General features: G+C 75.9%; 25 protein-coding genes and 1 pseudogene. 12 read left to right on the forward strand and 14 right to left on the reverse strand.

The features are described 5' to 3' along the window. Both JD79_RS00515 and JD79_RS00520 read right to left on the reverse strand, forming a co-directional pair. Window positions 1–948, reverse strand: a complete 948-nt coding sequence (locus JD79_RS00515; RefSeq protein WP_110003955.1) for a cation diffusion facilitator family transporter — start codon at window positions 946–948, stop codon at window positions 1–3. Between the two features lie 94 nt (window positions 949–1,042). Further along, on the reverse strand, window positions 1,043–2,050 hold the full coding sequence (locus JD79_RS00520; protein WP_245899469.1) for a M23 family metallopeptidase: 1,008 nt from the start codon (window positions 2,048–2,050) through the stop codon (window positions 1,043–1,045). Window positions 2,051–2,643: 593 nt separating this feature from the next. Between JD79_RS00520 and JD79_RS00525 the strand changes: the two genes are divergently transcribed. From JD79_RS00525 to JD79_RS00535, 3 genes are all read left to right on the forward strand, one after another. Beyond that, the gene (locus tag JD79_RS00525; RefSeq protein ID WP_110003957.1) at window positions 2,644–3,822 is read left to right on the forward strand and encodes an alcohol dehydrogenase catalytic domain-containing protein; all 1,179 of its coding nucleotides are present in this window, start codon (window positions 2,644–2,646) and stop codon (window positions 3,820–3,822) included. Window positions 3,823–3,954: 132 nt separating this feature from the next. Then, the gene (locus JD79_RS00530) at window positions 3,955–5,169 is read left to right on the forward strand and encodes an MFS transporter (protein WP_110003958.1); all 1,215 of its coding nucleotides are present in this window, start codon (window positions 3,955–3,957) and stop codon (window positions 5,167–5,169) included. 38 nt (window positions 5,170–5,207) lie between these two features. Beyond that, window positions 5,208–6,101 carry an aldo/keto reductase family oxidoreductase gene (locus tag JD79_RS00535; RefSeq protein ID WP_110007275.1) on the forward strand — a complete coding sequence of 298 codons (894 nt, stop codon included), beginning with the start codon at window positions 5,208–5,210 and terminating at the stop codon, window positions 6,099–6,101. Window positions 6,102–6,133: 32 nt separating this feature from the next. Here the strand turns inward: JD79_RS00535 and JD79_RS00540 are convergent, their stop codons facing one another. After that, a complete protein-coding gene (locus tag JD79_RS00540; RefSeq protein WP_110003959.1) occupies window positions 6,134–7,456 on the reverse strand; it encodes a D-arabinono-1,4-lactone oxidase in 1,323 nt (440 codons plus the stop codon). Between the two features lie 105 nt (window positions 7,457–7,561). On the opposite strand from JD79_RS00540, the gene JD79_RS00545 reads away from it, so the two are divergent. Further along, a complete protein-coding gene (locus JD79_RS00545) occupies window positions 7,562–8,761 on the forward strand; it encodes an amino acid deaminase/aldolase (RefSeq protein ID WP_110003960.1) in 1,200 nt (399 codons plus the stop codon). A gap of 27 nt (window positions 8,762–8,788) precedes the next feature. Here JD79_RS00545 and JD79_RS00550 read toward each other — a convergent pair whose 3' ends face one another. The 6 genes from JD79_RS00550 to JD79_RS00570 form a co-directional block, all read right to left on the reverse strand. Further along, window positions 8,789–9,178, reverse strand: a complete 390-nt coding sequence (locus JD79_RS00550; protein ID WP_110003961.1) for a hypothetical protein — start codon at window positions 9,176–9,178, stop codon at window positions 8,789–8,791. Window positions 9,179–9,229: 51 nt separating this feature from the next. Then, complete coding sequence (locus JD79_RS00555; RefSeq protein ID WP_110003962.1) at window positions 9,230–10,849, reverse strand: ABC-F family ATP-binding cassette domain-containing protein; 1,620 nt, start codon at window positions 10,847–10,849, stop codon at window positions 9,230–9,232. A gap of 42 nt (window positions 10,850–10,891) precedes the next feature. Beyond that, window positions 10,892–11,098, reverse strand: coding sequence for a three-helix bundle dimerization domain-containing protein (locus JD79_RS00560; protein WP_110003963.1), 207 nt, complete (start codon window positions 11,096–11,098; stop codon window positions 10,892–10,894). Window positions 11,099–11,214: 116 nt separating this feature from the next. After that, window positions 11,215–11,640: a DUF1801 domain-containing protein gene (locus tag JD79_RS00565; protein ID WP_110003964.1), complete on the reverse strand. Its 426-nt coding sequence runs from the start codon at window positions 11,638–11,640 to the stop codon at window positions 11,215–11,217. A 10-nt stretch (window positions 11,641–11,650) separates the two neighbouring features. Beyond that, window positions 11,651–11,776, reverse strand: coding sequence for a hypothetical protein (locus JD79_RS24100; RefSeq protein ID WP_281270257.1), 126 nt, complete (start codon window positions 11,774–11,776; stop codon window positions 11,651–11,653). A 3-nt stretch (window positions 11,777–11,779) separates the two neighbouring features. Beyond that, the gene (locus JD79_RS00570) at window positions 11,780–12,376 is read right to left on the reverse strand and encodes a class I SAM-dependent methyltransferase (protein WP_110003965.1); all 597 of its coding nucleotides are present in this window, start codon (window positions 12,374–12,376) and stop codon (window positions 11,780–11,782) included. 58 nt (window positions 12,377–12,434) lie between these two features. Here JD79_RS00570 and JD79_RS00575 point away from each other — a divergent pair, with 58 nt between their 5' ends. Genes JD79_RS00575 through JD79_RS00590 form a run of 4 tightly spaced genes read left to right on the forward strand, consistent with a single transcriptional unit; the run spans window position 12,435 to window position 15,576 of the window. Beyond that, window positions 12,435–12,965, forward strand: a complete 531-nt coding sequence (locus tag JD79_RS00575; RefSeq protein WP_170149064.1) for a GNAT family N-acetyltransferase — start codon at window positions 12,435–12,437, stop codon at window positions 12,963–12,965. 16 nt (window positions 12,966–12,981) lie between these two features. Further along, the gene (locus JD79_RS00580; RefSeq protein WP_146220353.1) at window positions 12,982–13,620 is read left to right on the forward strand and encodes a transcriptional regulator; all 639 of its coding nucleotides are present in this window, start codon (window positions 12,982–12,984) and stop codon (window positions 13,618–13,620) included. 29 nt (window positions 13,621–13,649) lie between these two features. Further along, window positions 13,650–14,717, forward strand: a complete 1,068-nt coding sequence (locus tag JD79_RS00585) for a winged helix DNA-binding domain-containing protein (protein ID WP_110003968.1) — start codon at window positions 13,650–13,652, stop codon at window positions 14,715–14,717. A gap of 43 nt (window positions 14,718–14,760) precedes the next feature. Further along, on the forward strand, window positions 14,761–15,576 hold the full coding sequence (locus JD79_RS00590) for an aldo/keto reductase (RefSeq protein WP_281270258.1): 816 nt from the start codon (window positions 14,761–14,763) through the stop codon (window positions 15,574–15,576). 91 nt (window positions 15,577–15,667) lie between these two features. On the opposite strand, the gene JD79_RS00595 is transcribed toward JD79_RS00590, so the two are convergent. From JD79_RS00595 to JD79_RS00610, 4 genes are read right to left on the reverse strand one after another with little or no spacing between them, the layout of a single operon-like run. Next, window positions 15,668–16,183: a DUF2127 domain-containing protein gene (locus tag JD79_RS00595; RefSeq protein ID WP_110003969.1), complete on the reverse strand. Its 516-nt coding sequence runs from the start codon at window positions 16,181–16,183 to the stop codon at window positions 15,668–15,670. A gap of 42 nt (window positions 16,184–16,225) precedes the next feature. Further along, complete coding sequence (locus JD79_RS00600) at window positions 16,226–16,672, reverse strand: nitroreductase family deazaflavin-dependent oxidoreductase (RefSeq protein ID WP_110003970.1); 447 nt, start codon at window positions 16,670–16,672, stop codon at window positions 16,226–16,228. A 36-nt stretch (window positions 16,673–16,708) separates the two neighbouring features. Then, the gene (locus JD79_RS00605) at window positions 16,709–17,932 is read right to left on the reverse strand and encodes a glutathionylspermidine synthase family protein (protein ID WP_110003971.1); all 1,224 of its coding nucleotides are present in this window, start codon (window positions 17,930–17,932) and stop codon (window positions 16,709–16,711) included. A gap of 2 nt (window positions 17,933–17,934) precedes the next feature. Next, window positions 17,935–18,315: a hypothetical protein gene (locus JD79_RS00610; RefSeq protein WP_110003972.1), complete on the reverse strand. Its 381-nt coding sequence runs from the start codon at window positions 18,313–18,315 to the stop codon at window positions 17,935–17,937. A gap of 130 nt (window positions 18,316–18,445) precedes the next feature. Between JD79_RS00610 and JD79_RS00615 the strand changes: the two genes are divergently transcribed. The 4 genes and pseudogenes from JD79_RS00615 to JD79_RS00630 all read left to right on the forward strand — a co-directional run bounded on the left by JD79_RS00615 (window position 18,446) and on the right by JD79_RS00630 (window position 22,722). Further along, window positions 18,446–19,291 (forward strand): formate/nitrite transporter family protein, encoded by an 846-nt coding sequence (locus tag JD79_RS00615; protein ID WP_110003973.1) that lies wholly within the window; start codon window positions 18,446–18,448, stop codon window positions 19,289–19,291. Window positions 19,292–19,491: 200 nt separating this feature from the next. Beyond that, window positions 19,492–20,664 (forward strand): annotated as a pseudogene (locus JD79_RS23255) (helicase HerA-like domain-containing protein); the annotation flags it as partial. A gap of 350 nt (window positions 20,665–21,014) precedes the next feature. Then, window positions 21,015–21,938, forward strand: a complete 924-nt coding sequence (ypfJ, locus tag JD79_RS00625; RefSeq protein ID WP_110003974.1) for a KPN_02809 family neutral zinc metallopeptidase — start codon at window positions 21,015–21,017, stop codon at window positions 21,936–21,938. 4 nt (window positions 21,939–21,942) lie between these two features. Next, the gene (locus JD79_RS00630) at window positions 21,943–22,722 is read left to right on the forward strand and encodes an enoyl-CoA hydratase/isomerase family protein (RefSeq protein WP_110003975.1); all 780 of its coding nucleotides are present in this window, start codon (window positions 21,943–21,945) and stop codon (window positions 22,720–22,722) included. Here the strand turns inward: JD79_RS00630 and JD79_RS00635 are convergent. Then, window positions 22,719–23,561 (reverse strand): siderophore-interacting protein, encoded by an 843-nt coding sequence (locus JD79_RS00635; protein ID WP_110003976.1) that lies wholly within the window; start codon window positions 23,559–23,561, stop codon window positions 22,719–22,721. The two genes, JD79_RS00630 and JD79_RS00635, sit on opposite strands and share 4 nt — an antisense overlap. Window positions 23,562–23,770: the final 209 nt, after the last annotated feature.

Consider the following 23,770-nt stretch of genomic DNA (forward strand, 5'->3'; position numbering starts at 1 on the left):
CTAGTCGTGCACCGGGGCCTCGTGACCGGCGTGCGTCTCGGCCTCGATCTGGAAGGTGCAGTGGGCGACGTCGAAGTGGTCGCCGAGGCACGTGCCGAGGGCGTCGAGCACCCGGCCGCCGTGCCCGGCCGCGAGGGCTTCGTCGGTGACGACGACGTGCGCCGAGAGCACGGGCAGCCCCGAGGTGATCGTCCAGGCGTGCAGGTCGTGGACGCCGATGACGCCCGCCACGCCGAGGACGTGCGCCCGGACCCGGTCGAGGTCGACGTCGCGCGGCGCGGCCTCGAGCAGCACGTCGAGGGACTCCCGCAGCAGCGCCCACGCCCGCGGCAGCACCAGGCAGCCGATGAGCAGCGCGGCGATCGTGTCGGCCGGCGTCCACCCGGTGAGCGCGACGACGCCGGCGGCGACGAGGACGGCCACCGAGCCGAGCGCGTCGCCGAGCACCTCGAGGTGCGCCCCGCGGACCGCGAGCGAGCCGCGGCGGCCGCGGTGCAGCAGCGCCAGCCCGGTGAGGTTGGCCGCCAGCCCCAGGGCGGCGACGGCGAGGACGACCCCGGAGGTGATCTCCGGCGGGTCGGCGATGCGGCGCACCGCCTCGACCAGCACCACCACCGCGACGGCGGCCAGCAGCAGCCCGTTGGCGACGGCGGCGAGGATCTCCACCCGCTGCCAGCCGAAGGTCCGGCGGCCCCGCGCGGGACGCTGCGCCAGCGTCACCGCACCGAGCGCCAGGCCCACGCCGAGCGCGTCGGTGGCCATGTGGCCGGCGTCGGCGAGCAGCGCCAGCGACCCGGAGACCAGCGCCCCGACCACCTCGGCGACCAGCACGGCCAGCGTCAGCCCGAGGACGACGGCCAGCCGCCCGCGGGAGGCACCCGCGGCGGTGCCGTGCGCGTGGCCGTGCGCGTGGCCGTGCGCGTGGCCGTGCGCGTGCCCGGCTCCCATCGGCCCACCTCCCCCTGCAGTGTCCTCGCCGACGGCGGCGCCCCCTGCCCGGACCTGCCGGGAGGGGGCGCGTTGTGGTGCCGGTGCGGGGACGCTAGACGGCGACGCCGCGGTCCCGCAGCCACGGGATCGGGTCGATCTTCTCGCCGTCGATGCCGCCGACGTGCACCTCGAAGTGCAGGTGCGGGCCGGTCGACTGGCCGCGGTTGCCGAGCAGCGCGATCGTGTCGCCGGCGCGGACCACCTGGCCGGGCTGCACGAGGATCTCCTCCATGTGCCCGTAGACGGTGACGTCGCCGTTCTCGTGCTGGATGTAGACCGCGTTGCCGAAACCGCTGGCGGGACCGGCCTCGAGGACGACACCGTCGGCGGCCGCGTACTCCGGGGTGAGCATCGGCGCGGCGAGGTCGATGCCGGCGTGCAGCGTGCCCCAGCGCGCACCGAAGGTGCTGGAGAGCCGCGCGCCGGCCACCGGCAGGACGGTCCTGGGCCGGGCGGCCTCCGCGGCCGCCGCGGCGGCGGCCTCCTGCACGGCCCGGTCGGCGTCGGCCTGGACCTGGGCCGCAGCGGCCTCCTGCGCCTCGCGGGCGTTCCGGCTGGCGGTGATCTCGCCGAGCAGCGCGGCGTCGGAGCGCAGGGTCGCCGCCTCCGCGGCGGCGGGCAGGTCCTCCTCGCCGATGCCGAGCTCCTCGGCCACGCTCACCGAGTGGCTGACCGCCGCCGGGCCGTCGGCCTGCGCGACGCGGTCGCCGATCGAGAGCGAGCCGAGGCCCACGGCGCCCACGAGCGCGGCGGCGAGGTAGCAGGCCGGGCGGCGGTGCGGCGTCCGCAGCAGCCGGGCGATCGCCCGGTGCCGGCCGTGTCCGGCGGCGACGGTGACGGGGACCCGTTCGGCGGCACCGGCCTCGTCGGCGACACCCGCGGGGAGCTCGACGGGGTCGGCCGCGACGGCGGCCAGCGCCTGGGCGTCGGCGGCCCCGTTCAGCCCGGCGAGGTCGGTCACCGGCTCGGCGGAGCGCACCTCCTGGACGACGTCGGCGGTGTCGGCGACGTCGGCGGTGTCGGCGACGGCGGCGGGATCGACGGCGACGTTGCCGGTCACCACGACGGTGCGGACCTCGAGGTCGGCTGCGGGTGTCGCTGCGGTCGCGCTGCGCCGGTACGGCGTCGGTCGCGACGGGGGGCTCGGGCGGCGGGCGGGCCGGGACCCGGGACGGGGCTCCCCGGTCGGCGACGTCTCCCCCTGACGTCGGTACGGGGTGGGCCTCGAGGCCCCCGCGGCGTCGGCGGGTCGCCGGTCGGGCGGCGCCGCCGCTGCCGTCCGGAGGGGGGTGCCGGCCGCGGGGTCGGCTGCCGTCCCTCCGTCGAGGAGGCGGTCGGGGTGGAGCTCGGTCATACACCTGGCTTCCGTCGGGGACAGGACGTCGTGCTGTGCCGGGGGAGCGGACGGGGCCCATGTAAACACGCCGTAACCGTTCCGTGATCTGGAGACCTGGGTACGGAGGGCCGGTTCTGTGGCGCGGGCCACGGAACTGCACGGTTGTCGTTCGACACGGTGTCGATCCGGTCTCACGCAGCGTGAGGGACGCGCCGGTCGAGCGTCGAACCAGGAGCGACGAGGCCCACAGCGGGCACGAGGGCCCTGGACACCCCGTCCGACGCCGTCCCTGCTCACGACCCGAGGAGAGGTCTCTCGTGCGCGCAGTCACCTGGCACGGACGTGCCGACGTACAGGTGGACACCGTCCCCGACCCGACGCTGCAGGAGGACACCGACGTCGTCGTCGAGATCACCTCCAGCGGCATCTGCGGGTCCGACCTGCACCTGATCGAGGTGATGGCGCCGTTCATGACGGAGGGCGACGTCATGGGCCACGAGCCGATGGGCGTCGTCCGGGAGGTCGGCTCCGCGGTGACCGCCGTGCGGCCCGGCGACCGGGTCGTCGTCCCGTTCAACATCTCGTGCGGGACCTGCTGGATGTGCTCGCAGGGCCTGCAGTCGCAGTGCGAGACCACGCAGAACCGCGAGCAGGGCTTCGGCGCCTCGCTGTTCGGCTACACGAAGCTCTACGGGCAGGTGCCCGGCGGGCAGGCCGAGTACCTGCGGGTGCCCTTCGGCAACACGCTGCCGATCAAGGTCCCCGACGGCCCGTCGGACGACCGGTTCGTCTACCTCTCCGACGTCCTGCCCACCTCCTGGCAGGCGGTCCAGTACGCCGCGACGCCGCCCGGCGGCACGCTGCTCGTGCTGGGGCTCGGGCCGATCGGCGACATGTGCACGCGCATCGCCTCGCACCTGGGCCTGCGGGTGGTCGCCTCCGACGTCGTCCCCGAGCGGCTGGCGCGGGCCACCGCGCGCGGCACCGAGGTCATCCGCTCCACCGACCAGGACGACGTCGTCGGCGAGATCCGCGAGCTGACCGACGGCCGCGGCGCCGACGCGGTCATCGACGCCGTCGGCATGGAGGCGCACGGCTCCCCCGGCGCCCGGCTGGCGCAGAAGGCCACCGCGGTGCTGCCCGACGCGCTCATGGAGCAGGTGATGAAGGTGGCCGGCATCGACCGGCTGGCCGCGTTCAACACCGCGATCGAGGCGGTCCGCCGCGGCGGCACCGTGTCGCTGTCGGGTGTCTACGGCGGTGCCACCGACCCCGTTCCGCTCATGCGGATGTTCGACAAGCAGATCCAGCTGCGGATGGGGCAGGCCAACGTCTGGCGGTGGGTGCCCGACATCCTGCCGCTGCTGGTCGACGGCGACCCGCTCGGCGTCGACGACTTCGCCACCCACCGCGTGCCGCTCGAGCAGGCGCCGCAGGCCTACGCCGACTTCCGCGAGAAGAAGGACGGCGCGGTCAAGGTGCTGCTGCAGCCCTGACCCGGCTGTGACCACACCCACCGGCCGTGCGGGGCATGTCCCGCCCGGCCGGTGGCTTGCTCCTCCGTAGGACATCCCGGACGACGACGTCCGCGCTCCTCCGTCCGCCTCGTCGTCCCCCTGGAGTCCCCCGTGCCCCGTGGCCTGCTCGCGCTCGCGATCGGCGCCTTCGGCATCGGCACCACCGAGTTCGTCGTCATGGGCATGCTGCCCGAGATCGCCGGCGGCCTCGGCGTGTCGGTGTCGGCCGTCGGCCTGCTCATCTCGGCCTACGCCGTCGGCGTCGTCCTCGGCGCCCCGACGCTCACCGCCCTCGGCGTGCGCTTCTCGCCCCGCCAGACGCTGGTGGCGCTGATGGTCGTCTTCGTCGTCGGCAACGCGCTGTCGGCGGTGGCGCCCACCTACGAGACCCTCGCCGCGGCGCGGGTGCTCACGGCGCTGGCGCACGGGTCGTTCTTCGGCGTCGGCGCGGTCGCCGCGCGCAGGCTGGTCCCCCCGGAGCGGGCCACCCAGGCCATCTCGCTGATGATCTCCGGCCTGACGCTGGCGAACGTGATCGGCGTCCCGCTCGGGACGTTCGTCGCCCAGCAGCTGAGCTGGCGCCTGGTGCTCGGCGCGATCGCCGTCATCGGCCTGGTGACCATCGCCGGGCTGCTGGCCTGGCTGCCCGCGGGCACCGGGGAGCGCGGCGACCTGCGGGCCGAGCTCGCCGCCTTCCGCCGCCCGCAGGTGTGGCTGGTGCTCGCCCTGACGATGGTCGGCTTCGCGGCGCTGTTCGCCGTCTACAGCTACGTCAGCCCGATCCTCACCGAGCTGGCCGGCCTGCCCGAGGGCTGGGTGACCCCGGTGCTCGCGCTGTTCGGCGTCGGCACCACGGTGGGCACGCTGGCCGGTGGGCGGCTGGGCGACCGGTTCGGCTTCGCCTTCGTCGCCGTCGGGCTGTTCGTCACCGCGCTGCTGCTGGGCACCTTCGCCGTCCTCGCCCGCACGCCCGTGGCCGCCGTGGTCCTGCTGGTGCTCTTCGGCGCGGTCTCGTTCGCGATGGGCCCGGTCGTGCAGAACGGCGTCATCGAGGCCGCGCGCGTGCGCGGCGGCAGCCTCGTGTCGGCGGCCAACCAGGCGGCGTTCAACGTCGCCAACGCGATCGGTGCGGCGCTCGGCGCCCTGGTCATCTCCCTCGACCTCGGCTACGCCGCGCCGATGTGGGTGGGGGCGGGCCTCGCCCTCGTGGGCAGCGGACTGGCGCTGGTCGTCCGGCGTGCCGACCGGCGGGAGACCGCGCGGGTGGCGGCCGACGTCCGTGCCTGGCGGACCGAGGTGGCCGGCCGGCTCGACCGGGCCGCCTGAACCGGGGTTCGATCGCGCACGACGGGTAGGAGGTGGTCATGACGACGACGACCGCCGAGCGGTCAGGACAGTTCACCCTCGGGGACCGCCCGGTCCACCGGCTCGGCTACGGGGCCATGCAGCTGGCCGGACCGCACGTGATGGGCCCGCCGGCCGACCGGGAGGCCGCCGTCGCCGTCCTGCGCCGTGCCGTGGAGCTCGGCGTGGACCACATCGACACCAGCGACTACTACGGCCCGCACGTGACCAACGAGGTCATCCGCGAGGCGCTGCACCCCTATCCCGAGCAGCTGACGATCGTCACCAAGGTCGGTGCCCGGCGGACGCCGGAGGGCGAGTGGCCCGAGGCGCTCTCCCCCGACGAGCTCAGGCAGGCCGTGCACGACAACCTCGACCACCTCGGCCTCGACGTGATCGACGTGGTGAACCTCCGGATGCCCGGGTTCGCCGCGCCGGTGGAGCGCTCGCTCGCCGAGCCGTTCGAGACGCTGGCCGAGCTGCAGCAGCAGGGACTCATCCGTCACCTCGGCGTCTCCAACGTGACGACGCAGCAGTTCGCGGAGGCGCGCGCGATCGCGCCGGTGGTGTGCGTGCAGAACCACTACAACCTCGTGCACCGCGAGGACGACCCGATGGTCGACGCGCTGGCCCGCGAGGGCGTCGCCTACGTGCCGTTCTTCCCGCTGGGCGGTTTCTCGCCGCTGCAGTCGGCGGCGCTGGAGACCGTGGCACGGCGGCTGGAGACCACGCCGATGCAGGTGGCGCTGGCCTGGCTGCTGGCGCGCTCGCCGAACGTCCTGCTCATCCCGGGGACGTCGTCGGTGGCGCACCTGGAGGAGAACCTGCAGGCCGCCGCGCGGGTGCTCGGGCCGGCCGAGATGGCGGAGCTCGACCGCATCGGCGGCACCGGGGAGCCCGACGTCGACCTCTGAGCCCGGACGGCGGATCCGGCCCTTCCCGCCGCTCAGGCCCGCCCCACCCCCGCCCCGACCGGGCCGAGCACCCGGTCGAGGTGGGCGTTGGCGAACACGCCGGCCGGGTCGAGCCGGTCCCGCAGCGCGGTGAACTCGCCGAAGCGCGGGTAGCGGCCGGCCAGGGCGGCGGCGTCGAGGCCGTGCAGCTTGCCCCAGTGCGGGCGCCCGCCGGCCGCGCCGGCGATCGCCTCGAACGCCGCGAACCACCCCCCGGAGGGACCTCGGGCGGGCAGGTGGACGGCGACGTAGGCGGTGTCGCGCCCGGAGGCGGTGGACAGCGGGACGTCGTCGGCGGCGGCGACGCGCACCTCCACCGGGAAGGGCACCCGCTCCGCCCCTGCGTCGGCCACCCGCCGCAGCTCGGTCAGCACCTGCGGGGCCGCCTCCCGCGGGATCGCGTACTCCATCTCGCGGAACCGGACCCGGCGACGGGAGACGAACACCCGGTGCGCGACGTCGGTGTAGGTCCGCGCGCCCAGGGCACCGGCGGAGAGGCGGGCCAGCGGCGGCACCAGCGCGGGAACCCGGCGGCCGGCCGCGACGACGGCCGCGAACCCCGCGTTGGCCAGCACCTCGTCGTCCCAGAACGCGCGGGCCCGGCCGAGCGGGGCGACCTCGCTGATCGGCACCCGGGTGTTGTGCTTGGTCAGGCAGCGGTCGGTGTGCGGGAACCAGTAGAACTCGACGTGGTCGGTGGCGGTCACGACCTCGTCGAAGGCCTCCACCAGGTCGGGCAGCCGGGCCGGCCCCTCCTCCGCGCGCAGGGCGAAGGCCGGCACCGCCTGCAGCGTCACCGTGCTGAGCACGCCGAGGGCGCCGAGTCCGATGCGCGCGGCGGAGAACACCTCGGCGTGCTGGTCCCGAGCGCAGCGCAGCACGGTCCCGTCGGCGGTCACGAGCTCCAGCGCGCGCACCTGGCCGGCCAGGCCGCCGAAGCGGGCGCCGGTGCCGTGCGTGCCGGTGGACAGCGCCCCGGCGACGGTCTGCCGGTCGACGTCGCCGAGGTTGGTCAGCCCCCACCCGCGGGCGGCGAGCTCCGCGGTGAGCCGGTGCAGCGGCATCCCCGCCTGCACGGTCACCAGCCCGTCGTCGTCGACCCCGACCAGCCCCGCGTGGTGGTGCAGCGCCAGGGCGACGTCCTCCGGGCGGCCGATCCCGCTGAAGGAGTGGCCGCTGCCGAGCGCGGTGACCCGCCGGCCGGCCGCCGCGGCCGCCCGCACCTCGGCGGCGATCGCCTCCGTCCCGGCCGGGGCGACGACGGTCAGGCCGCTCGCGCGCTGGTTGCCGGCCCAGTTGCGCCAGGTGCCGGTCACGGTCGCCCTCCTCCGGTGTCCGCGGCAGTGTGTCGGCTCGCGGGGAGCGAGTCGAGGCCCGCGGCGCTTGCCCCGGCGCGCCGCCGGACGGGAGGCTCCGGGACCGTGACCTCGGCACGTGCCCGGCTCGACGCCGCGACGGCGGACCTCGACCCGCCGCTCGCCGTCCTCGACCTCGACGCCCTCGACGCCAACGCCGCCGACCTCACCCGCCGCGCCGGCGGGCGGCCGATCCGCGTGGCGAGCAAGTCGGTGCGCAGCCGCGCGGTGCTGCGGCGCGTGCTGGCCCGGCCGGGGTTCGCCGGCGTGCTCGCCTACACGCTGGCCGAGGCGCTGTGGCTGGCCGGCGGGGACGACCCCGTGTGCGACGACGTCGTCGTCGGCTACCCGACCGTGGACCGGGCGGCGCTGCGCCGACTGGTCGCCGACCCGGCGCTGGCGGCCCGCGTGACCCTGGTGGTCGACTCCCCCGACCACCTCGACACCGTCGACGCGGTGGCCCTCCCCGGGAGGCGCCCGCCGGTGCGGGTCTGCCTCGACCTCGACGCCTCGCTGCGGGCCGCCGGCGGCCGGGTGCACGTCGGCGTGCGCCGCTCCCCCGTGCACGACCCGGCCGGCGCGGCGGCGCTGGCGCGGGCGGTGTGCGACCGGCGCGGCTTCACCCTCGTGGGACTGATGGCCTACGAGGCGCAGGTCGCCGGCGTGCCGGACGCGCCGCCCGGCCGCCCGCTGCGCGGCCTCGCGGTGCGCGGTGTGCAGGCGCTGTCGGTGCGCGAGCTGGCCGGACGGCGGGCGGCGGCGGTGGCCGCGGTGTCGGCGGTGGCGCCCCTGCGGTTCGTCAACGGCGGCGGCACCGGCAGCCTCGAGCGGACCGCCGCCGACCCCGCCGTCACCGAGCTCGCCGCGGGCTCGGGCCTCTACCAGCCGACGCTGTTCGACGGCTACCGCGCGTTCCGCGGCCGGCCGGCCCTGCTGTTCGCGCTGCCGGTGACCCGCCGTCCGGCGCCCGGGACGGTGACCGTGGCCGGCGGCGGGTGGATCGCGTCGGGGCCGCCCGGGGCCGACCGGCTGCCCCGCCCCGTGCACCCGCCCCGCCTGCGGCTGCTCGGCACCGAGGGCGCCGGGGAGGTGCAGACGCCCCTGCGCGGGCCGGACGCCGACGCGCTGCGGGTGGGCGACCGCGTCTGGTTCCGCCACGCGAAGGCCGGCGAGGTGTGCGAGCACGTCGACGTCCTGCACACCCTCGCCGGCGACGCGCGCAGCGGCGCCGTCCCCACCTACCGCGGCGAGGGCCGGGCGTTCTGACCGGCACGAACGGCGATCTGCCCCGTTCTAGTCGGCGTCGTTGGCGAGGAGGGCGCGGGCCTCGGCCGCCTCGTCCTCGGTGAACCCGCCCGAGCCGTCGGAGCGGCCGACCTGGGTGTCGATCCAGCGCCGGTGCGCCTCCCACGCCGACTGCCGGGTGGCGCCGAGCGCGCGGCCGATCTGCGCCCAGGACGCCCCCGTCGTCCGCGCCGTGCGCACGGTGAGCTGCCGACCCTGGGCCGCGCGCCGGGCGATCACCTCGCCGAGCGCCAGCAGCTCCAGTGCCTCGTCCCGGGTGAGCGGCCGCGGGCCGTCCGGGTCGTCGGGGTCGGCGAGGGAGTCCCGGGCGCGCAGCTCCTCGTAGCGCCGGACGGCGCTGCCGAGGGTGTGCCGCCGTTCGAGGTCGTCGACGTCCATGACCCAGCGTCCGTCAGGCTGCCCTGACAGTCAAGCCGGCCTGACGGACGCTCAGCGGGCGCGGGCCACCCGCGTCTCGTCGAACACCGGCTCGGCGGACTCGTAGACCCGCCCGTCGGCGCCGAAGACGAGGAACCGGTCGAAGGACCGGGCGAACCAGCGGTCGTGGGTGACGGCGAGGACGGTCCCGTCGAACGCGGCCAGGGCCTCCTCCAGCGCCTCGGCCGACAGGACGTCGAGGTTGTCGGTGGGCTCGTCGAGCAGCAGCAGCGTGGCGCCCGACAGCTCGAGCATCAGCACCTGCAGCCGCGCCTGCTGCCCGCCCGACATGGTGCGGAACGGCTGGTCGGCGGCGTCGGTGAGCCCGTAGCGGCGCAGCGCGGCCATCGCCCGGCCGCGATCGACGCCCGGGCGGCCCGGCTCGCCGTGCCACAGCAGGTCCACCGGCGTGCGGTCCAGCCACTCCGGGTGGGCGTGGGTCTGCGCGAACATGCCCGGGACCACCCGCGCGCCGAGCCGCCAGGACCCGGTGTGCGCGACGTCGGCTCCGGCCAGCAGCCGCAGGAAGTGCGACTTGCCCGCGCCGTTGGCGCCGAGGACGCCGACCCGGTCGCCGTACCAGACCTCCAGGTCGAACGGCCGCATCAGCCCGCTCAGCTCCAGCTGCTCGGCCATGACCGCCCGCACGCCGGTGCGCCCGCCGCGCAGCCGCATCGTCACCTCCTGCTGCGGAGGGCGGTCGGGAGGCGGGCCGGCCTTCTCGAACTTCGCCAGCCGGGTCTGCGCCGCGGAGTACCGGCTGGCCATGTCCGGGGAGTTGGCCGCCTGCTGCTGCAGCGTGCGCACCAGGTCCACCAGCCGCTGGTGCTCCTCCTCCCACCGGCGGCGCAGCTCGGCCATCCGCTCGTGCCGGGCGGCCCGCGCGTCGGGGTAGCCGGCCCACCCGCCGCCGTGCACCCACGCCGTCCGGCCCTCGACGGTCACCACCCGGTCGGCGACGGTCGCGAGCAGCTCGCGGTCGTGGCTGACGAACAGCACCGTCTTGCGCGTCTCGAGCAGCCGCTGCTCCAGCCACCGCTTGCCCGGGACGTCGAGGTAGTTGTCCGGCTCGTCGAGCAGCAGCACCTGCTCGGGCCCGCGCAGCAGCGCCTCCAGCGCCAGCCGCTTCTGCTCACCGCCGGACAGCGTGGACAGCTCGCGGTACTTGCACCGGTCGTAGGGGACGCCGAGAGCCGCCACGGTCACCGTGTCCCAGGTGACCTCGGCCTCGTAGCCGCCGACGTCGCCCCACTGCGCGAGCGCGCCGGCGTAGGCCAGCTGCGCGGGCTCGTCGTCGGTCTCCATGAGGGCGAGCTCGGCGGCCTCCAGGGCGTCCCACGCGGCCCGCACCGCCGGGGCGGAGAGGTCGACGAGGAAGCGCTGGACGGTGGTGTCGTCGCGCACCGAGCCGATGAACTGCCGCATGACGCCGAGCCCGCCGCTTCGGGCGACGGTGCCGGCCTCGGGGACGAGGTCGCCGGAGACGATCCGCAGCAGCGTCGTCTTCCCGGCGCCGTTCTCCCCGACCAGCGCCGCCCGGGCGCCGTCGCCGACCCGGAACGAGACGTCGTCCAGCAGCACCCGGCCGTCCGGCAGCGTGTGCCGGACCCCGCTCACGTCGACGTAGCCCACCCGGTCATCGTCCGGGGTGCGGCAACCGGATTCGGCGGGGGGTCAGCCGACCGACTGCAGCCGGGTGCGCGCGAGCCGCTCGACCATCTCCGGCAGCGCCGTCGCCGGGACGCCGCTGAGGTCCCGGCGGGCGGAGCGCACCACGCGACCGACGACCTGGGGTCGCAGCCGCGTGCCGAACTCGTCCACCAGACGGGTGACGGCCTGCTCGACGGCGGGGTCGACGGGGAGCTGCTCGTGAAGCGTCATGGGCGCGCGGGACTCCTCGTGCGGTCCGTGCGAGGGGGACGGCCTCCACGGTGGCGTGCCGGGACCCGCCGATCCAGGGACCTAGGTCCCTCCCATGGGCGGCTCCGGCGTGTCGGTCAGGAGACGAAGAACGCGTTGCCGCCCGACGACGTGACCGCCGCGGCGTCCCGCACGAGGGCCGCGAGCTCTCCGGCGTCCACCCGGTCGAGGGAGGTGAAGCGGACGCAGCTCCTGCCGCAGGACACCTCCCCGAGCCGCCCGGCGCGGGCCTCGGGCAGGTACTCCCCGTCCACGACGGCGCAGACGTAGAGCGACAGGTGCCGCTTCTGCGCGGCCAGGGCGACCAGCGGCCAGCGGGTGGTCTCCCTCGCCGACCGCGGCCGGTAGGGCAGCAGCCCGTACCCCAGCACCTGCCCGGCGCCGGCCGGGACGAGTTCCCGGTCCAGCCCGGGCGCCGCCTCGCGCACCAGGGCGTCGACCCGCCGCAACTCGGCCTCGCGCGGCCCGGCCGCGGCGAACCACTCCTCGATCGGATCGGGCACGGCCGCCTCCTCAGTCCAGGGCGAGGGAGAGCACCGTCGCGCCGGCCGCCAGCACCATGGCGAGCACGATCACCGCGGCCACCAGCCGCCGTCGCCGCTCGGCACCGGGGCCACCGGCCCCGCCCATCCCCATCACGGCTCAGACGCTAGCGCCGGGGGACGACGGTCGGCGTCCCCACAGCAGGGTGTCCAGCGCGGTCCCGGCGGGCGTCTCCCGCGGCACCGTGGCGAGCCGGTCGACGTCGAGCAGGCCGGCGACCGGGGCCAGCCGGCGCGGGCTGTGCAGGATCGCCGGGTCCTGCGGCCCGCCCACGCCGTGCGCGAGGTTGTCGACGTCGTGGCCGAGCAGCAGGAACCGCCCGCCCGGCCGCAGCCAGCCCACCGCCCGGCGCAGCAGGTCGGTCATCGGCGGGTCCGGCAGGTGCAGGTACGCCACCAGCACGAGGTCCAGCGACCCCGGCGGTGCGGACCACCCGGTGACGTCGGCGGTCACCCAGGTGACCCGGTCGGCGCCGGCCTGGGCCCGCCCGCGCGCCAGGCCGGTGGCGGAGAAGTCGACGGCGGTCGCCCGCCAGCCGAGGCGGGCCAGCCACAGCGCGTGCCGCCCCTCCCCCGCGGCCACGTCCGCGGCGTCGCCCGGCGGGAGGTCCTGCACCAGCGAGGCGACGAGCGGGTTGGGCTCTCCCGACCACTGCTGCCGCTCGGCGTAGCGCGCGTCCCAGTCCCCGGCCTGCACGCGCCGCAGTCTGTCAGTGCCGGGGTGCGCGGAGCCGGGGCGGGACCAGGCTGGAGCGGTGCCCCGCGTCCGGCTCGTCCCCTTCCAGCCGGAGCACCTGCCCGCCGTGCTGCCCTGGTTCGACGACCCGGAGACGCAGCGCCGGCTGGGCGGGCGCGAGTGGCCGCAGCGCGAGTTCGCGCTCAGCACGGCCGCCCGGGACGAGGAGTTCCGCGGCCGCCGGGTGCTGCGGGCCCACAGCTTCGTCGCGCTCGACGACGCCGACCGCCCGGTGGCCCAGATCGGCGGGGACGTCTACGACCGCTGGACGCTCTGGGACCCCGCGGCCGAACGGGTGGTGGAGGTCCTCGAGCGCCGCACCATGGGCTCGGCCTACGTCGTCGCCCCGCCGTGTCGCGGGCACGGGTACGGCAGCGCGACCCTGCGGGCGCTGGTGGCCGCCCCGGAGACCGCCGACGTCGAGCAGTTCGTCCTGGGCGTCGAGCCGGACAACGCGGCGAGCCTGCGGGTGGCCGCCGCCGCGGGCTTCACCCCGCTCACCACCGAGCCCGACACCGAGGACATGGTCTACCTGCACCTCGTGCGCTGACGGCAGGATGCCGGGCGTGCCCGCCGCCGCCTCCGACGTCGACGACCTCGTCCTGCACGGCCCCCGCGTCCTCGGGTTCGCCTCCACCGGCCGGATCGCCGCCCACTACGGTCTCGACCCCGACGACGTCGAGGACCACCTGCTCGGCCACGGCGCCCGCGGCTGGGTGGGCACCGCCTCCTTCGACGGGACCTCCGGCTGGTTCCTCACCGCCGAGGGCCGGGCCGAGGACGAGCGCCGGATGAGCGCCGAGCTCGAGCGGACCGGTGCCCGCGAGATCGCCGGCGCGGCGTACGCGGACTTCCTGCCGCTCAACGCCCGCTTCACCCGGGTCTGCACGGACTGGCAGCTGCGGCCCACCCGCGCCGACCCCCTCGCCGCCAACGACCACTCCGACCGGCGGTGGGACGAGCGGGTCCTGCGCGCCCTCGGCACGCTCGGTCGGGAGCTGACCGCGGCGACGGCCGCGCTCGCCGGCCGCCTGCAGCGCTTCGACGGGTACGCCCCGCGGTACACCTCGGCGCTGGCGCGGGTCGACGGCGGGCAGTGGCAGTACGTCGCCGGCCCCGGCATCGAGTCCTGCCACACCGTGTGGATGCAGCTGCACGAGGACCTGCTGGCCACGCTGGGCATCGACCGCGGCAGCGAGGGCTGACCGTCGGCGGGGCGTGGCACGCTCGCGCCATGACGACGGCGACGCCCGGGGAGGTCGCGCTGCTGCGCCTGGTCGCCCAGCGGGTGGCCGGCCCGCCGTTCCCCGACGCCGCGGCGGCGGTGCGCGGGCTGCTCGCCGTCCAGGGACAGGACTGGCCGGGCGCGGTCACGTCCGTGGCGCTGCGCACCGCCGGCCGCTCGCGCGCCGGGGTGGAGGCGGCGCTGGACGCCGGCGACGTCGTCCGGTCCTGGCCGATGCGCGGCACGCTGCACCTCACCGCCGCCGAGGACCTGCCCTGGATGCTCGACCTGCTCGGCCCCCGGGTGCTGGCCGGCGCGGCGAAGCGGAGGGCCGTCGTCGGGCTGACCGAGGACGACCTCGAGCGCTCGCGCGGGGTCGCCGTCGCCGCGCTCACCGGCGGCCGGCGGCTCGGGCGCAGGGAGCTGCTGGCGGTCCTCGCCGACGGCGGGTGCGACGTCGCGGGCCAGAAGGGCTACCACACGCTCTGGTACCTCTCGCAGACCGCGACCCTGGTGCTGGGCCCGGTCGAGGCAGGCGACCAGGCGTTCGTGCTGCTCGACGAGTGGGTGCCCGCGCCGCGGCGGCTGGACCGCGAGGAGGCGCTGGCCGAGCTGGCGCTGCGCTACTTCACCGGGCACGGGCCGGCCACGGTCGCCGACCTGGTGCGCTGGGCGGGCACCACCGTCCGCGACGCCCGCGCCGGGCTGGCGGCCGTCCGGGACCGGCTCGCCGCCGTCGACGTCGACGGCACCGAGATGCTCATGGACCCGGAGACGCCGGAGCGGCTGGCCACCTGCCGCGACGACGCCGCGGGGCTGCACCTGCTGCCCGGCTTCGACGAGGTCGTCCTCGGCTACGCCGACCGCACGTGCACGGTGCCGGCCGAGCACGCCGACCGCATCGTGCCCGGTGGCAACGGGGTCTTCCGGCCGACCGTCGTCACGGGCGGTCGGGCGGTCGGGACCTGGCGGTGGACGGGCACGGGCGGGCGGCGGACGGTGACGGCCGAGCCGTTCACCGCCTTCCCCGACGGCGTCGCCGACCGCGTGCCCGCGCTGGCCGCGCAGCTCCCCTAGCGGCGCGGTCGCCGGGCGGGGGACGGGAGCGCAGGGTGGGGGCATGGAGTACGTGCGCCTGGGCGCCACCGGCCTGGAGGTCTCGCGGATCTGCCTGGGGATGATGAGCTTCGGTGAACCGGAGCGCGGGATGACGCCGTGGAGCCTGCCCGAGGACGAGGCGCTCCCGCTGATCCGCAAGGCGCTCGAGGCCGGCGTCACCTTCCTCGACACCGCCAACGTCTACTCGGCCGGCGGCAGCGAGGAGATCACCGGGAAGGCCGTCCGCGAGTTCACCACCCGCGACGACGTCGTCCTGGCCACCAAGGTGCACGGCCGGATGCGCCCGGGCCCCAACGGCGGCGGGCTGTCGCGCGTGGCGATCCTGCGCGAGCTCGAGGCGAGCCTGCGGCGGCTGCAGGTCGACCACGTCGACCTCTACCAGATCCACCGCTGGGACCCGGCCACGCCGATCGAGGAGACCCTCGAGGCGCTGGACGCGTGCGTGCGCAGCGGCAAGGTCCGCTACCTCGGCGCCAGCAGCATGTGGGCCTGGCAGTTCGGCAAGGCGCTGCACCTGGCCGGCGAGCACGGCTGGCACCGCTTCGTGTCGATGCAGGACCACTACAACCTGCTCAACCGCGAGGAGGAGCGGGAGATGCTGCCGCTGTGCGCCGACCAGGGCGTCGGCGTCATCCCGTGGAGCCCGCTGGCCCGCGGCCGGCTCACCCGCGACTGGGAGGAGACGACGAACCGGTCGGAGAACGACGCGTTCGGCGGCCGTCTCTACGACGAGCGCAGCGACCGCTCGATCGTGGAGCGGGTGGCCGAGGTGGCCCGCGGGCGCGGCGTCGCGCGGGCGCAGGTGGCGCTGGCCTGACTGCTGGCCAAGCCGGTGGTCACCGCGCCGATCGTCGGGGGCACGAAGGCCGCACACCTCGACGACGCCGTCGCCGCGGTCGGCCTGTCCCTCACCGACGAGGAGGTCGCCCGCCTCGAGGAGCCGTACCGGCCGCACGCCGTCGTCGGCTTCTGAGCCGCCGGTACTCGCGCAGCACGAGCACGACGACCGCGAGGTCGAGGGCGGCCGCGGCCCACATGGACCACGCGTCCCGCTCCACCGCCCGGTACACCTCGTAGGCGCAGAACACGCCGAGGACGCCGGCGGCGAGCGGGTACGCGGGCAGCACCTGCCGCAGCAGCGCGACGACCAGGCCGAGCTTCACCAGGCCGTGCAGGGTCAGGTACAGCACCGCGAACGTCCGGTCGCCACCGCTGAGCGCCGCCTCCCCCGCGGCGAAGCGCTCGGCCAGGGCGCCGTGCGGGCTGCCCAGCAGGTGGTGCTCGACGACCCACCGGGGAAGGCCGTCCAGCTCCCGGGGGCCCACCACCAGCAGCGCCAGGCCCGCGAGCAGCTCGACCGCGCCGTCGAGTCCCTTGAGGAACAGCGCGGCGCGCAGGAGCCGGTCGGTCGTCGTGCCCGGCATCGTCGCGGAGCCGGGCGGGGCGCGTCCAGGACCGCCGGCCGGCTACCTCTTCCGCTCGACCAGGAAGACGGGGATGACCCGGTCGGTCCTCTGCTGGTACTCGGCGTAGGGCGGGTAGGCGGCCACCGCGCGCTCCCACCACTGCGCCTTCTCCTCACCGGTGATCTCGCGGGCGACGCCGTCCCAGGGCTCGGGGCCGTCCTGCACGCTCACCTGGTCGGGGTGCTTCCGCAGGTTGGCCACCCACGCCGGGTCCCTCGGCGCGCCCCCCTGGGAGCCGACCATCGCGTAGACGCCGTCCTTCTCGACCCGCATGAGCGGCTGCTTGCGGACCTTCCCCGTGGTGGCGCCGCGCGTGGTGAAGATCACCACGGGCAGGCCGGTGTCGCGCAGCGTGTTCGCCTCGCGGCCGCCGGTGGCCTCGTAGCGCTCGACCTGGTCGCGGACCCACTGCTCCGGACTGGGCTCGTACTCCCCCTCGACTGGCATGACCCGACCGTAGGGCGGTGCGGCGGGTCGCGCCGCTCAGCGGGCGTCGACGGTGTGCGGGACGAAGAAGCTCAGGTTGTCGGTGATGAGCCCGTCGCTCTCGCGGATGCCCAGGCCCGCGGGCTCGCCGTCGACGACCCAGGCCCCGAGCACCGGGTGGTGCGGCCCGTCGACGCCGGCGAAGTCCGGCAGCGGCGCGAACTCCTGGACGACGAATCCCTCGGTGCCGTAGCGGCCGGGCAGCGCGGTGACCACCTGACCGTCGCGGACGATCTGCACGTTGGCGCCCTCTCGGCCCCACAGCGGCTTGCGCACGTAGTCCCGCCACGTCGAGGGCATCTCGTCGGCGAAGTAGGCCGGCAGCAGGTACTGCCCGAGCACCGGGTCGCTGCCGAACAGCTGCCACAGCACCGGCAGCAGTGCCTTGGTGCTCCACAGCATCTTGTAGACCGGCTCGACCCACGTCGTCCCGCCCGGGCGGGCGGCGTCGGCGAGGACGGCGGCGCCGAACTCGTCGTCGACCAGCCACTCCCAGGGGTAGAGCTTGAAGACGACGTCGAGGTGGCGGCCCGACGGGTCGTAGAAGCGGCCGTCGGCGGAGTCCAGCGCGATGTCCTCGACCAGGACCTCGACCGCCTCGTACCCGGCCTGCACGACGGTGTCCATGAGGTAGGCGACGGTCATGCGGTCCTCACCGGAGGTCTCCGCGCTCGTCCAGGCCAGGTGCACGCGCGGCCGCAGCCCCGTGCGCCGCTCCCACCGGGTCAGGTTGCGCTGCCAGGCGGCCACCAGCTTCTCGTGCAGCGCGTTCCACTGGTCGCGGCCCTGTCCGGTGAACAGGTGCCAGTTCCACTGGGTGACGGCCGACTCGACCAGGCCGGTCGGGGTGTCGGCGTTGAACTCCAGCAGCTTGGGCGGGCCCTCGCCGTCGTAGCGCAGGTCGAAGCGGCCGTAGACGCTCGGCGGCTCGCCCTCCCACGTGGCGCGGATGCCGGAGCGGGCGATCAGCGGGATGCCCATCCGGTCGAACAGGTCGTTGTCGACGACGTGGTCGCCGGCGGCCACGCACATCTCGAACAGCTGGGCGACGGCGCCCTCGAGCCGCTCGACCTCCGCGGCGGTGAAGTCGTAGAACGGGCCCTCGCGCCAGTAGCTGCGGACCTCGCCGCCCGGCGTCGTCGTCCGGTTGTAGACCAGCCCCTGCGCCTCGACCTCGGCCTCCCAGCCGGGCCGGACGACGCCGCCCTCGACGCGCCGCACCCCTAGGACCCCGAGCCGCCGCCGGTGCCCGACCCGATGCCGCCGGTCACCCGCTGGCCCGCGGACACCTTGCCGGTGCCGGGCAGGCCGTAGCGCTGGCGGGCCGCGGTGTCGGTGGGGTTGATGCGCGTGCCGCCGCGGGGCAGCACGGTGCCCACCGGCAGGCCGGTCCGGAAGCCGCCGAGGTAGAGGAAGAACAGCCCGCCGCCGCCGCGGTAGTCGTCGTCGCAGTAGTCGTCGTCGACGATCTCGCCGTCCTCGTTCGTGCAGTAGGCGACCTGCTCCTGCTCGTCGTCGGAGCCGCAGCCTGCGAGGAAGCCGGTGGCGGCGGTCGCCAGGACCGTGGTGGTCAGGGCGCTGCGCACCCGGTTCGAGAACGCCATGGGCTCCTCCCCGCTCGGTCGTCGGCTCCGAACCCTAGGGCCACGCCCGCGACGGCCGCGTCCCCGGGCAGCGCGGACGGTCCCGTGCCGCTAACGTCCCGGGACGACGCCGCAGCCCCCGGGAGGCGCGATGACCGCCAGGGAACCCGCCGAGATCGCGAAGGTCGCCAGCGCGGCCGGCGCGAAGAAGGTGCACCGCACGTGGGACCGGGTGCTCGTCAGCGCCTTCCTCGCCGGCGCCTACATCTCCTTCGGCGCGCTGGTCGCCGTCACGGTCTCCTCCGGCCTGGACACCGGGACGTGGGGGACGCTGCCCACCCTGTTCATGGGCGCCGCGTTCACCCTCGGCCTGGTCCTGGTGCTGATCGCCGGCTCAGACCTCGCGACCGGCAACATGATGCTGGTCCCGCTGGGCGCCATGAACGGCAAGCTCGCGGTCGCAGACGTCGTCCGGAACCTCACCATCGTCCTGCTGGGCAACCTGCTGGGCGCCCTGTTCGTCGCCTACTTCCTCGCGGTCTCCACCGGCGTCATCGGCGACCCGGACAGCACCGGCAGCGCCGGGCTGACCTTCGCCCGGCTCTCCGAGATCGCCGAGGGCAAGGTCTCGCACACCCCGTGGGAGGTCTTCCTGCGCGGCGTCGGGTGCAACTGGCTGGTCTGCCTGGCGGTGTGGATGTCGCTGGCCTCGACGAGCGTCGCGGGCAAGATCCTGGCGGTCTTCTTCCCCATCATGGCCTTCGTCGCCATGGGCTTCGACCACGTGGTGGCGAACATGTTCTACCTGCCGGCCGCCCTGTTCGCCGGGGTCGAGGGCGTCGGCTGGGGCGACACGCTGCTCAACTGGGTGCTGGCCGGCGCGGGGAACCTCGTCGGCGCGGTCGTCTTCGTCGGGACGTCGTACTGGTACCTGTTCCTGCGCGACGCCCCCGACGCCGTCCCGAGCACCGGCGCGGAGCCGGCCGAGCGCGCCTGAGCGGCGCCGTCGCTACGGTCGCCCGCGTGAGCGAGCCCAGCACCCCCGCCCCGGACGACGACACGACCTCCGACGGGACCGCCGCAGCGGCCGCCCGGATCGCGGCGGGCTACGCCGTGGAGGGCCCCGCACTCCACCTGGGCGCGGTGTCCGTCGGCGGCCGGACGCACCCGGACGCGCAGGTGCGGCTGCCGCTGTCCGTGCTCAACCGGCACGGGCTCATCGCCGGGGCGACCGGCACCGGCAAGACCCGCACCCTGCAGCTCATGGCCGAGCAGCTGTCGGCGGCGGGAGTCCCGGTGGTGCTCGCCGACCTCAAGGGAGACCTGGCGGGGCTGGCCCGCCCCGGCGAGGCCACCGAGCGGGTCACCCGCCGGGCCGCCGACACGGCCGACCCCTGGCAGCCCACGGGCTTCCCCGTCGAGTACCTGGCACTCGGCGGCCTGGGCACCGGCGTGCCGGTGCGGGCCACGGTCAGCGACTTCGGCCCGACCCTGCTGGCCAAGGTGCTCGGCCTCAACGCCACCCAGGAGAGCTCGCTGGGCCTGGTCTTCCACCACGCCGACGAGGCGGGCCTCCCGCTGCTGGACCTCGCCGACCTGCGCGCGCTGCTCACCTGGCTGACCAGCAGGGAGGGCAAGGAGGAGCTCGCCGGCCTCGGCGGGCTGTCCAAGGCGACGGCGGGGGTGGTGCTGCGCGAGCTCGTGGCGCTGGAGGACCTCGGCGGCGACGTCTTCTTCGGCGAGCCCGCGTTCGACCCCGCCGACCTGATCCGCACCGCGCCCGACGGCCGCGGCGTCATCAGCGCCGTCGAGCTGCCCGCCGTCGCCGACCGGCCGGCGCTGTTCTCCACCTTCCTGGTGTGGCTGCTCGCCGAGCTGTTCGAGGAGCTGCCCGAGGTCGGCGACCTCGACGCGCCGAAGGTCGTGTTCTTCCTCGACGAGGCGCACCTGCTCTTCACCGGCGCCAGCAAGGCGTTCCTCACGGCGGTCACCCAGACGGTGCGGCTCATCCGGTCCAAGGGCGTCGGCGTCTTCTTCGTCACCCAGCAGCCGACCGACGTCCCCTCCGACGTGCTCGGCCAGCTCGGCAACCGGGTCCAGCACGCGCTGCGCACGTTCACGCCCGAGGACGCCGACGCGCTGAAGAAGACCGTGCGGACCTTCCCTCGCAGCGACGTCTACGACGTCGCGGAGCTGCTGACGACGCTGGGCACCGGCGAGGCCGCGGTGACCGTGCTCTCCGAGCGGGGCGCGCCGACGCCGCTGGCGTGGACCGTGCTGCGCCCGCCGCGGGCGTCGATGGGCACCGTCGAGCCCGCGGCGATGGCCGCGGCGGTGGCCGCCTCACCGCTGCAGCCCCGCTACGGCACCGCCGTCGACCGGGAGTCGGCGCGCGAGCTGCTGGCCGCCCGGCTCGCGCCGCCGCCCGCGCCCCGGCCGAGCCGGGAGCGGAGCGCGGAGCCGGAGCCGGAGCCGGCCCCCGACGGCGACCGCTGGCCGCCGCGCCCGAGGAGGAGCGCGGGGTGCTCGGGGACCTCATGGCCTCCTCCGCCTTCCGCTCCTTCGCCCGGTCGGCGGCCAGCACGCTCGGCCGGGAGCTCACCCGCGGCCTGTTCGGGACCCGCCGGCGCCGCTGACGCCCGCCCGCCGCCTCCCGGGTGCGGCCGGGCCGGACCGGTGGCACGGTCGAGCGGCACGCAGAACCGGGAGGGCACAGGGCGATGCGCTACAGGGAGGGCGGCGACCTCGACACGTCGTCGATCCAGGACCGGCGCGGCCGGGGCGGCGGCCTCGGCGGTGGCCGCGGGATCGCCGTCGGCGGCGGCGGGCTCGGCCTGGTCGGGCTGCTCATCGTCGTGCTGGTGCAGGTGCTCGGCGGCGGGGGCGGCGCCGGTGCCGGTGCCGGCCTCGGCGCGCTGGAGGGGCTCGGGCCGGGCGAGACCGCCGACAACAGCGCCCTCGAGCAGTCCTGCGACGACAGCGGCGACGCCAACGACTCCGTCGAGTGCGCCGTCGTCGCCGACATCGACTCCATCCAGGACTACTGGTCGCAGGCGCTGGGCGGGCGGTACGTGCCGACCGACACCGTGTTCTTCTCCGACCAGGTGTCGACGCAGTGCGGCGGGGCCACGAGCGGCTCGGGGCCGTTCTACTGCCCGGCCGACCGGTTCGTGTACATCGACCTGACCTTCTTCGACACCCTGCGCAGCCAGTTCGGCGCCCAGGGCGGCGCGTTCCCCAACGCCTACGTGCTCGCCCACGAGTACGGCCACCACGTGCAGAACCTGCTGGGCACCAACCGGCAGGTCACCCCGGGCGAGGCCGGTGCCGACAGCGGCAGCGTGCGGCTGGAGCTGCAGGCCGACTGCTACGCCGGCGCGTGGGCCAACCACGCCGAGACCGTCCCCGACGAGTCGGGTGCGCCGCTGATCGCCGACATCACGCAGGACGACATCGACCGGGCGCTGGACACCGCCGGCCGCATCGGCGACGACTTCATCCAGGAGAACCTCGGCGGCGGCACCGTGGACCAGGACACCTTCACGCACGGCTCGTCCGAGCAGCGCCAGCGCTGGTTCCTCACCGGGTACGAGACCGGTGACCCGGCGCAGTGCGACACCTTCGCCACCGACGACCTGGGCTGAGCGCGTGGCCGAGCACCTGCGGGTCAGCCGCGACGGCGCCGTCGCCGTCCTCACCATCGACCGGGCGGACAAGCGCAACGCCCTGACCGCCGGCATGTGGGCCGCGCTCCCCGGGGTCCTGGCGGAGCTGGCCGCCGACCCGGAGGTCCGCGTGCTCGTGGTGACCGGCGCCGGACCGAGCTTCTGCGCCGGCGCCGACATCTCCGACCTGCTCGGCGGGCCCGACGCCGAGGACCCGATGGCGCGGCTGCGGCGGGACAACCTCGCCGCCCAGGCCGCGCTGCGGGACTTCCCGCGACCCACCATCGCGATGATCCGCGGGCACTGCATCGGCGGAGGGGTGGAGCTGGCCACCTGCTGCGACCTGCGCTTCACCGACCCGACCGGCGTCTTCGGCGTCACCCCGGCCAAGGTCGGCATCGTCTACACGCCGACGTCGACCCGCCAGCTCGTGGACCTCGTGGGCCCGGCGACGACCCGCTACCTCCTCTACTCCGGGGAGCTCCTCGACGCCGACACCGCGCTGCGCACCGGCCTGGTCGACCGACTGCTGCCCGCCGGTGACCTGACCGGCGAGGTCCGGCGGTTCGCCGAGGTGCTGGCCGGCCGCTCGGCGCTGACCCAGCGCGCCGCCAAGGAGGTCACCGCGGCACTGGCCACCGGCGGGGACGCCGAGGAGGTGGCGGGCCGCTGGTACCGGGAGACGATCGCCTCCGGGGAGCTCGCCGAGGGCGTCGCCGCCTTCACCGAGCGGCGTGCCCCGCGCTTCCCCTACGGGGGCTAGGCCACGCCCAGGCCGGCGTCCTCGGCATCGACGGCGGCGTTCCACTCCCGCTTCTCGGCCTGCCAGCGGTCCTCGGTGCTGCCGACCCGCCAGTAGCCGGAGACCGACAGCCGCTCGCGCGGGGCGCCGAGCCCGGCGCGCACGAACCGGCGCAGCTCCCGGACGGCGCCGGCCTCGCCGTGCACGAACACCTGGACGTCGCCCTCCGGCAGGTCGGCCGCGAGGACGGCCGCGACGAGCGCGACGCCCGGCGCCGCGCTGCGGTGCACCCAGGTGACCCGCACACCGGCACCGGCGGGCAGGTCCTGCTCCTCCTCCGGGCCGGCCACCTCGAGGAAGACCTCGGCGCGGGCGCCGGCGGGCAGCGCCTCGAGCGCGGCGGCGATCGCCGGCAGGGCCGTCTCGTCACCGGCCATGAGGTGCCAGCCGGCGTCCCCGGCCGGGCTGTAGCCGCCGCCGGGGCCGAACATCTGCAGCGTGTCGCCGGGGCGGGCGGACAGCGCCCACGGGCCCGCGACGCCCTCGTCGCCGTGGACCACGAAGTCGATGGTCAGCTCGCCGGCGTCGGCGTCCCACGAGCGGACGGTGTAGGTGCGCGTGGCCGGCCACTGCTCGCGCGGGAGCCGGGCCTGCACGTCGTCGAGGTCGAACGGGGCCGCGTAGGGGGCGCCGGCCGGCGGGAACAGCAGCTTGACGTAGGAGTCGGTGTGGCCGGGCGCGAAGCCGGCCAGCCCCTCCCCGCCGAGGACGACGCGGACGACGTGCGGGGTCACGTGGCCGGTGCGCACGACGGTGCCCGTGCGGGGCACGCGCCTGCGGCGCGGGGACTGCTCGGCCATGGGGCCCTCCTCGGATCAGGTCAGCCTCACCTTACTTGGCGACCACGGGCGGGTGACGCCGTTTCCGGACTCCCGCGTCCGGGTAGCCCCTGGCCTGCGGGAACGGCGACGTCGCCGGCGCGGACTGCCAGCCCGGCCGGCTCCCGGCCCGCATCTTCCCCACGGCCCACGGGCCGGCGCGCCCGCGCCGCCGGCCCTGCTCCACCCGC

It is taken from the genome of Geodermatophilus normandii, assembly GCF_003182485.1.
Classification (GTDB): Bacteria; Actinomycetota; Actinomycetes; order Mycobacteriales; family Geodermatophilaceae; genus Geodermatophilus; species Geodermatophilus normandii.

What these genes read in the sequence shown, in the direction of transcription:
- JD79_RS00515 (WP_110003955.1), bottom strand. Translation starts at nt 948, where the DNA reads ATGGGAGCCGGGCACGCGCACGGCCACGCGCACGGCCACGCGCACGGC.
- JD79_RS00535 (WP_110007275.1), top strand. Translation starts at nt 5,208, where the DNA reads ATGACGACGACGACCGCCGAGCGGTCAGGACAGTTCACCCTCGGGGAC.
- JD79_RS00550 (WP_110003961.1), bottom strand. Translation starts at nt 9,178, where the DNA reads ATGGACGTCGACGACCTCGAACGGCGGCACACCCTCGGCAGCGCCGTC.
- JD79_RS00560 (WP_110003963.1), bottom strand. Translation starts at nt 11,098, where the DNA reads ATGACGCTTCACGAGCAGCTCCCCGTCGACCCCGCCGTCGAGCAGGCC.
- JD79_RS00585 (WP_110003968.1), top strand. Translation starts at nt 13,650, where the DNA reads ATGACGACGGCGACGCCCGGGGAGGTCGCGCTGCTGCGCCTGGTCGCC.
- JD79_RS00590 (WP_281270258.1), top strand. Translation starts at nt 14,761, where the DNA reads ATGGAGTACGTGCGCCTGGGCGCCACCGGCCTGGAGGTCTCGCGGATC.
- JD79_RS00595 (WP_110003969.1), bottom strand. Translation starts at nt 16,183, where the DNA reads ATGCCGGGCACGACGACCGACCGGCTCCTGCGCGCCGCGCTGTTCCTC.
- JD79_RS00600 (WP_110003970.1), bottom strand. Translation starts at nt 16,672, where the DNA reads ATGCCAGTCGAGGGGGAGTACGAGCCCAGTCCGGAGCAGTGGGTCCGC.
- JD79_RS00610 (WP_110003972.1), bottom strand. Translation starts at nt 18,315, where the DNA reads ATGGCGTTCTCGAACCGGGTGCGCAGCGCCCTGACCACCACGGTCCTG.
- JD79_RS00615 (WP_110003973.1), top strand. Translation starts at nt 18,446, where the DNA reads ATGACCGCCAGGGAACCCGCCGAGATCGCGAAGGTCGCCAGCGCGGCC.
- ypfJ (WP_110003974.1), top strand. Translation starts at nt 21,015, where the DNA reads ATGCGCTACAGGGAGGGCGGCGACCTCGACACGTCGTCGATCCAGGAC.
- JD79_RS00635 (WP_110003976.1), bottom strand. Translation starts at nt 23,561, where the DNA reads ATGGCCGAGCAGTCCCCGCGCCGCAGGCGCGTGCCCCGCACGGGCACC.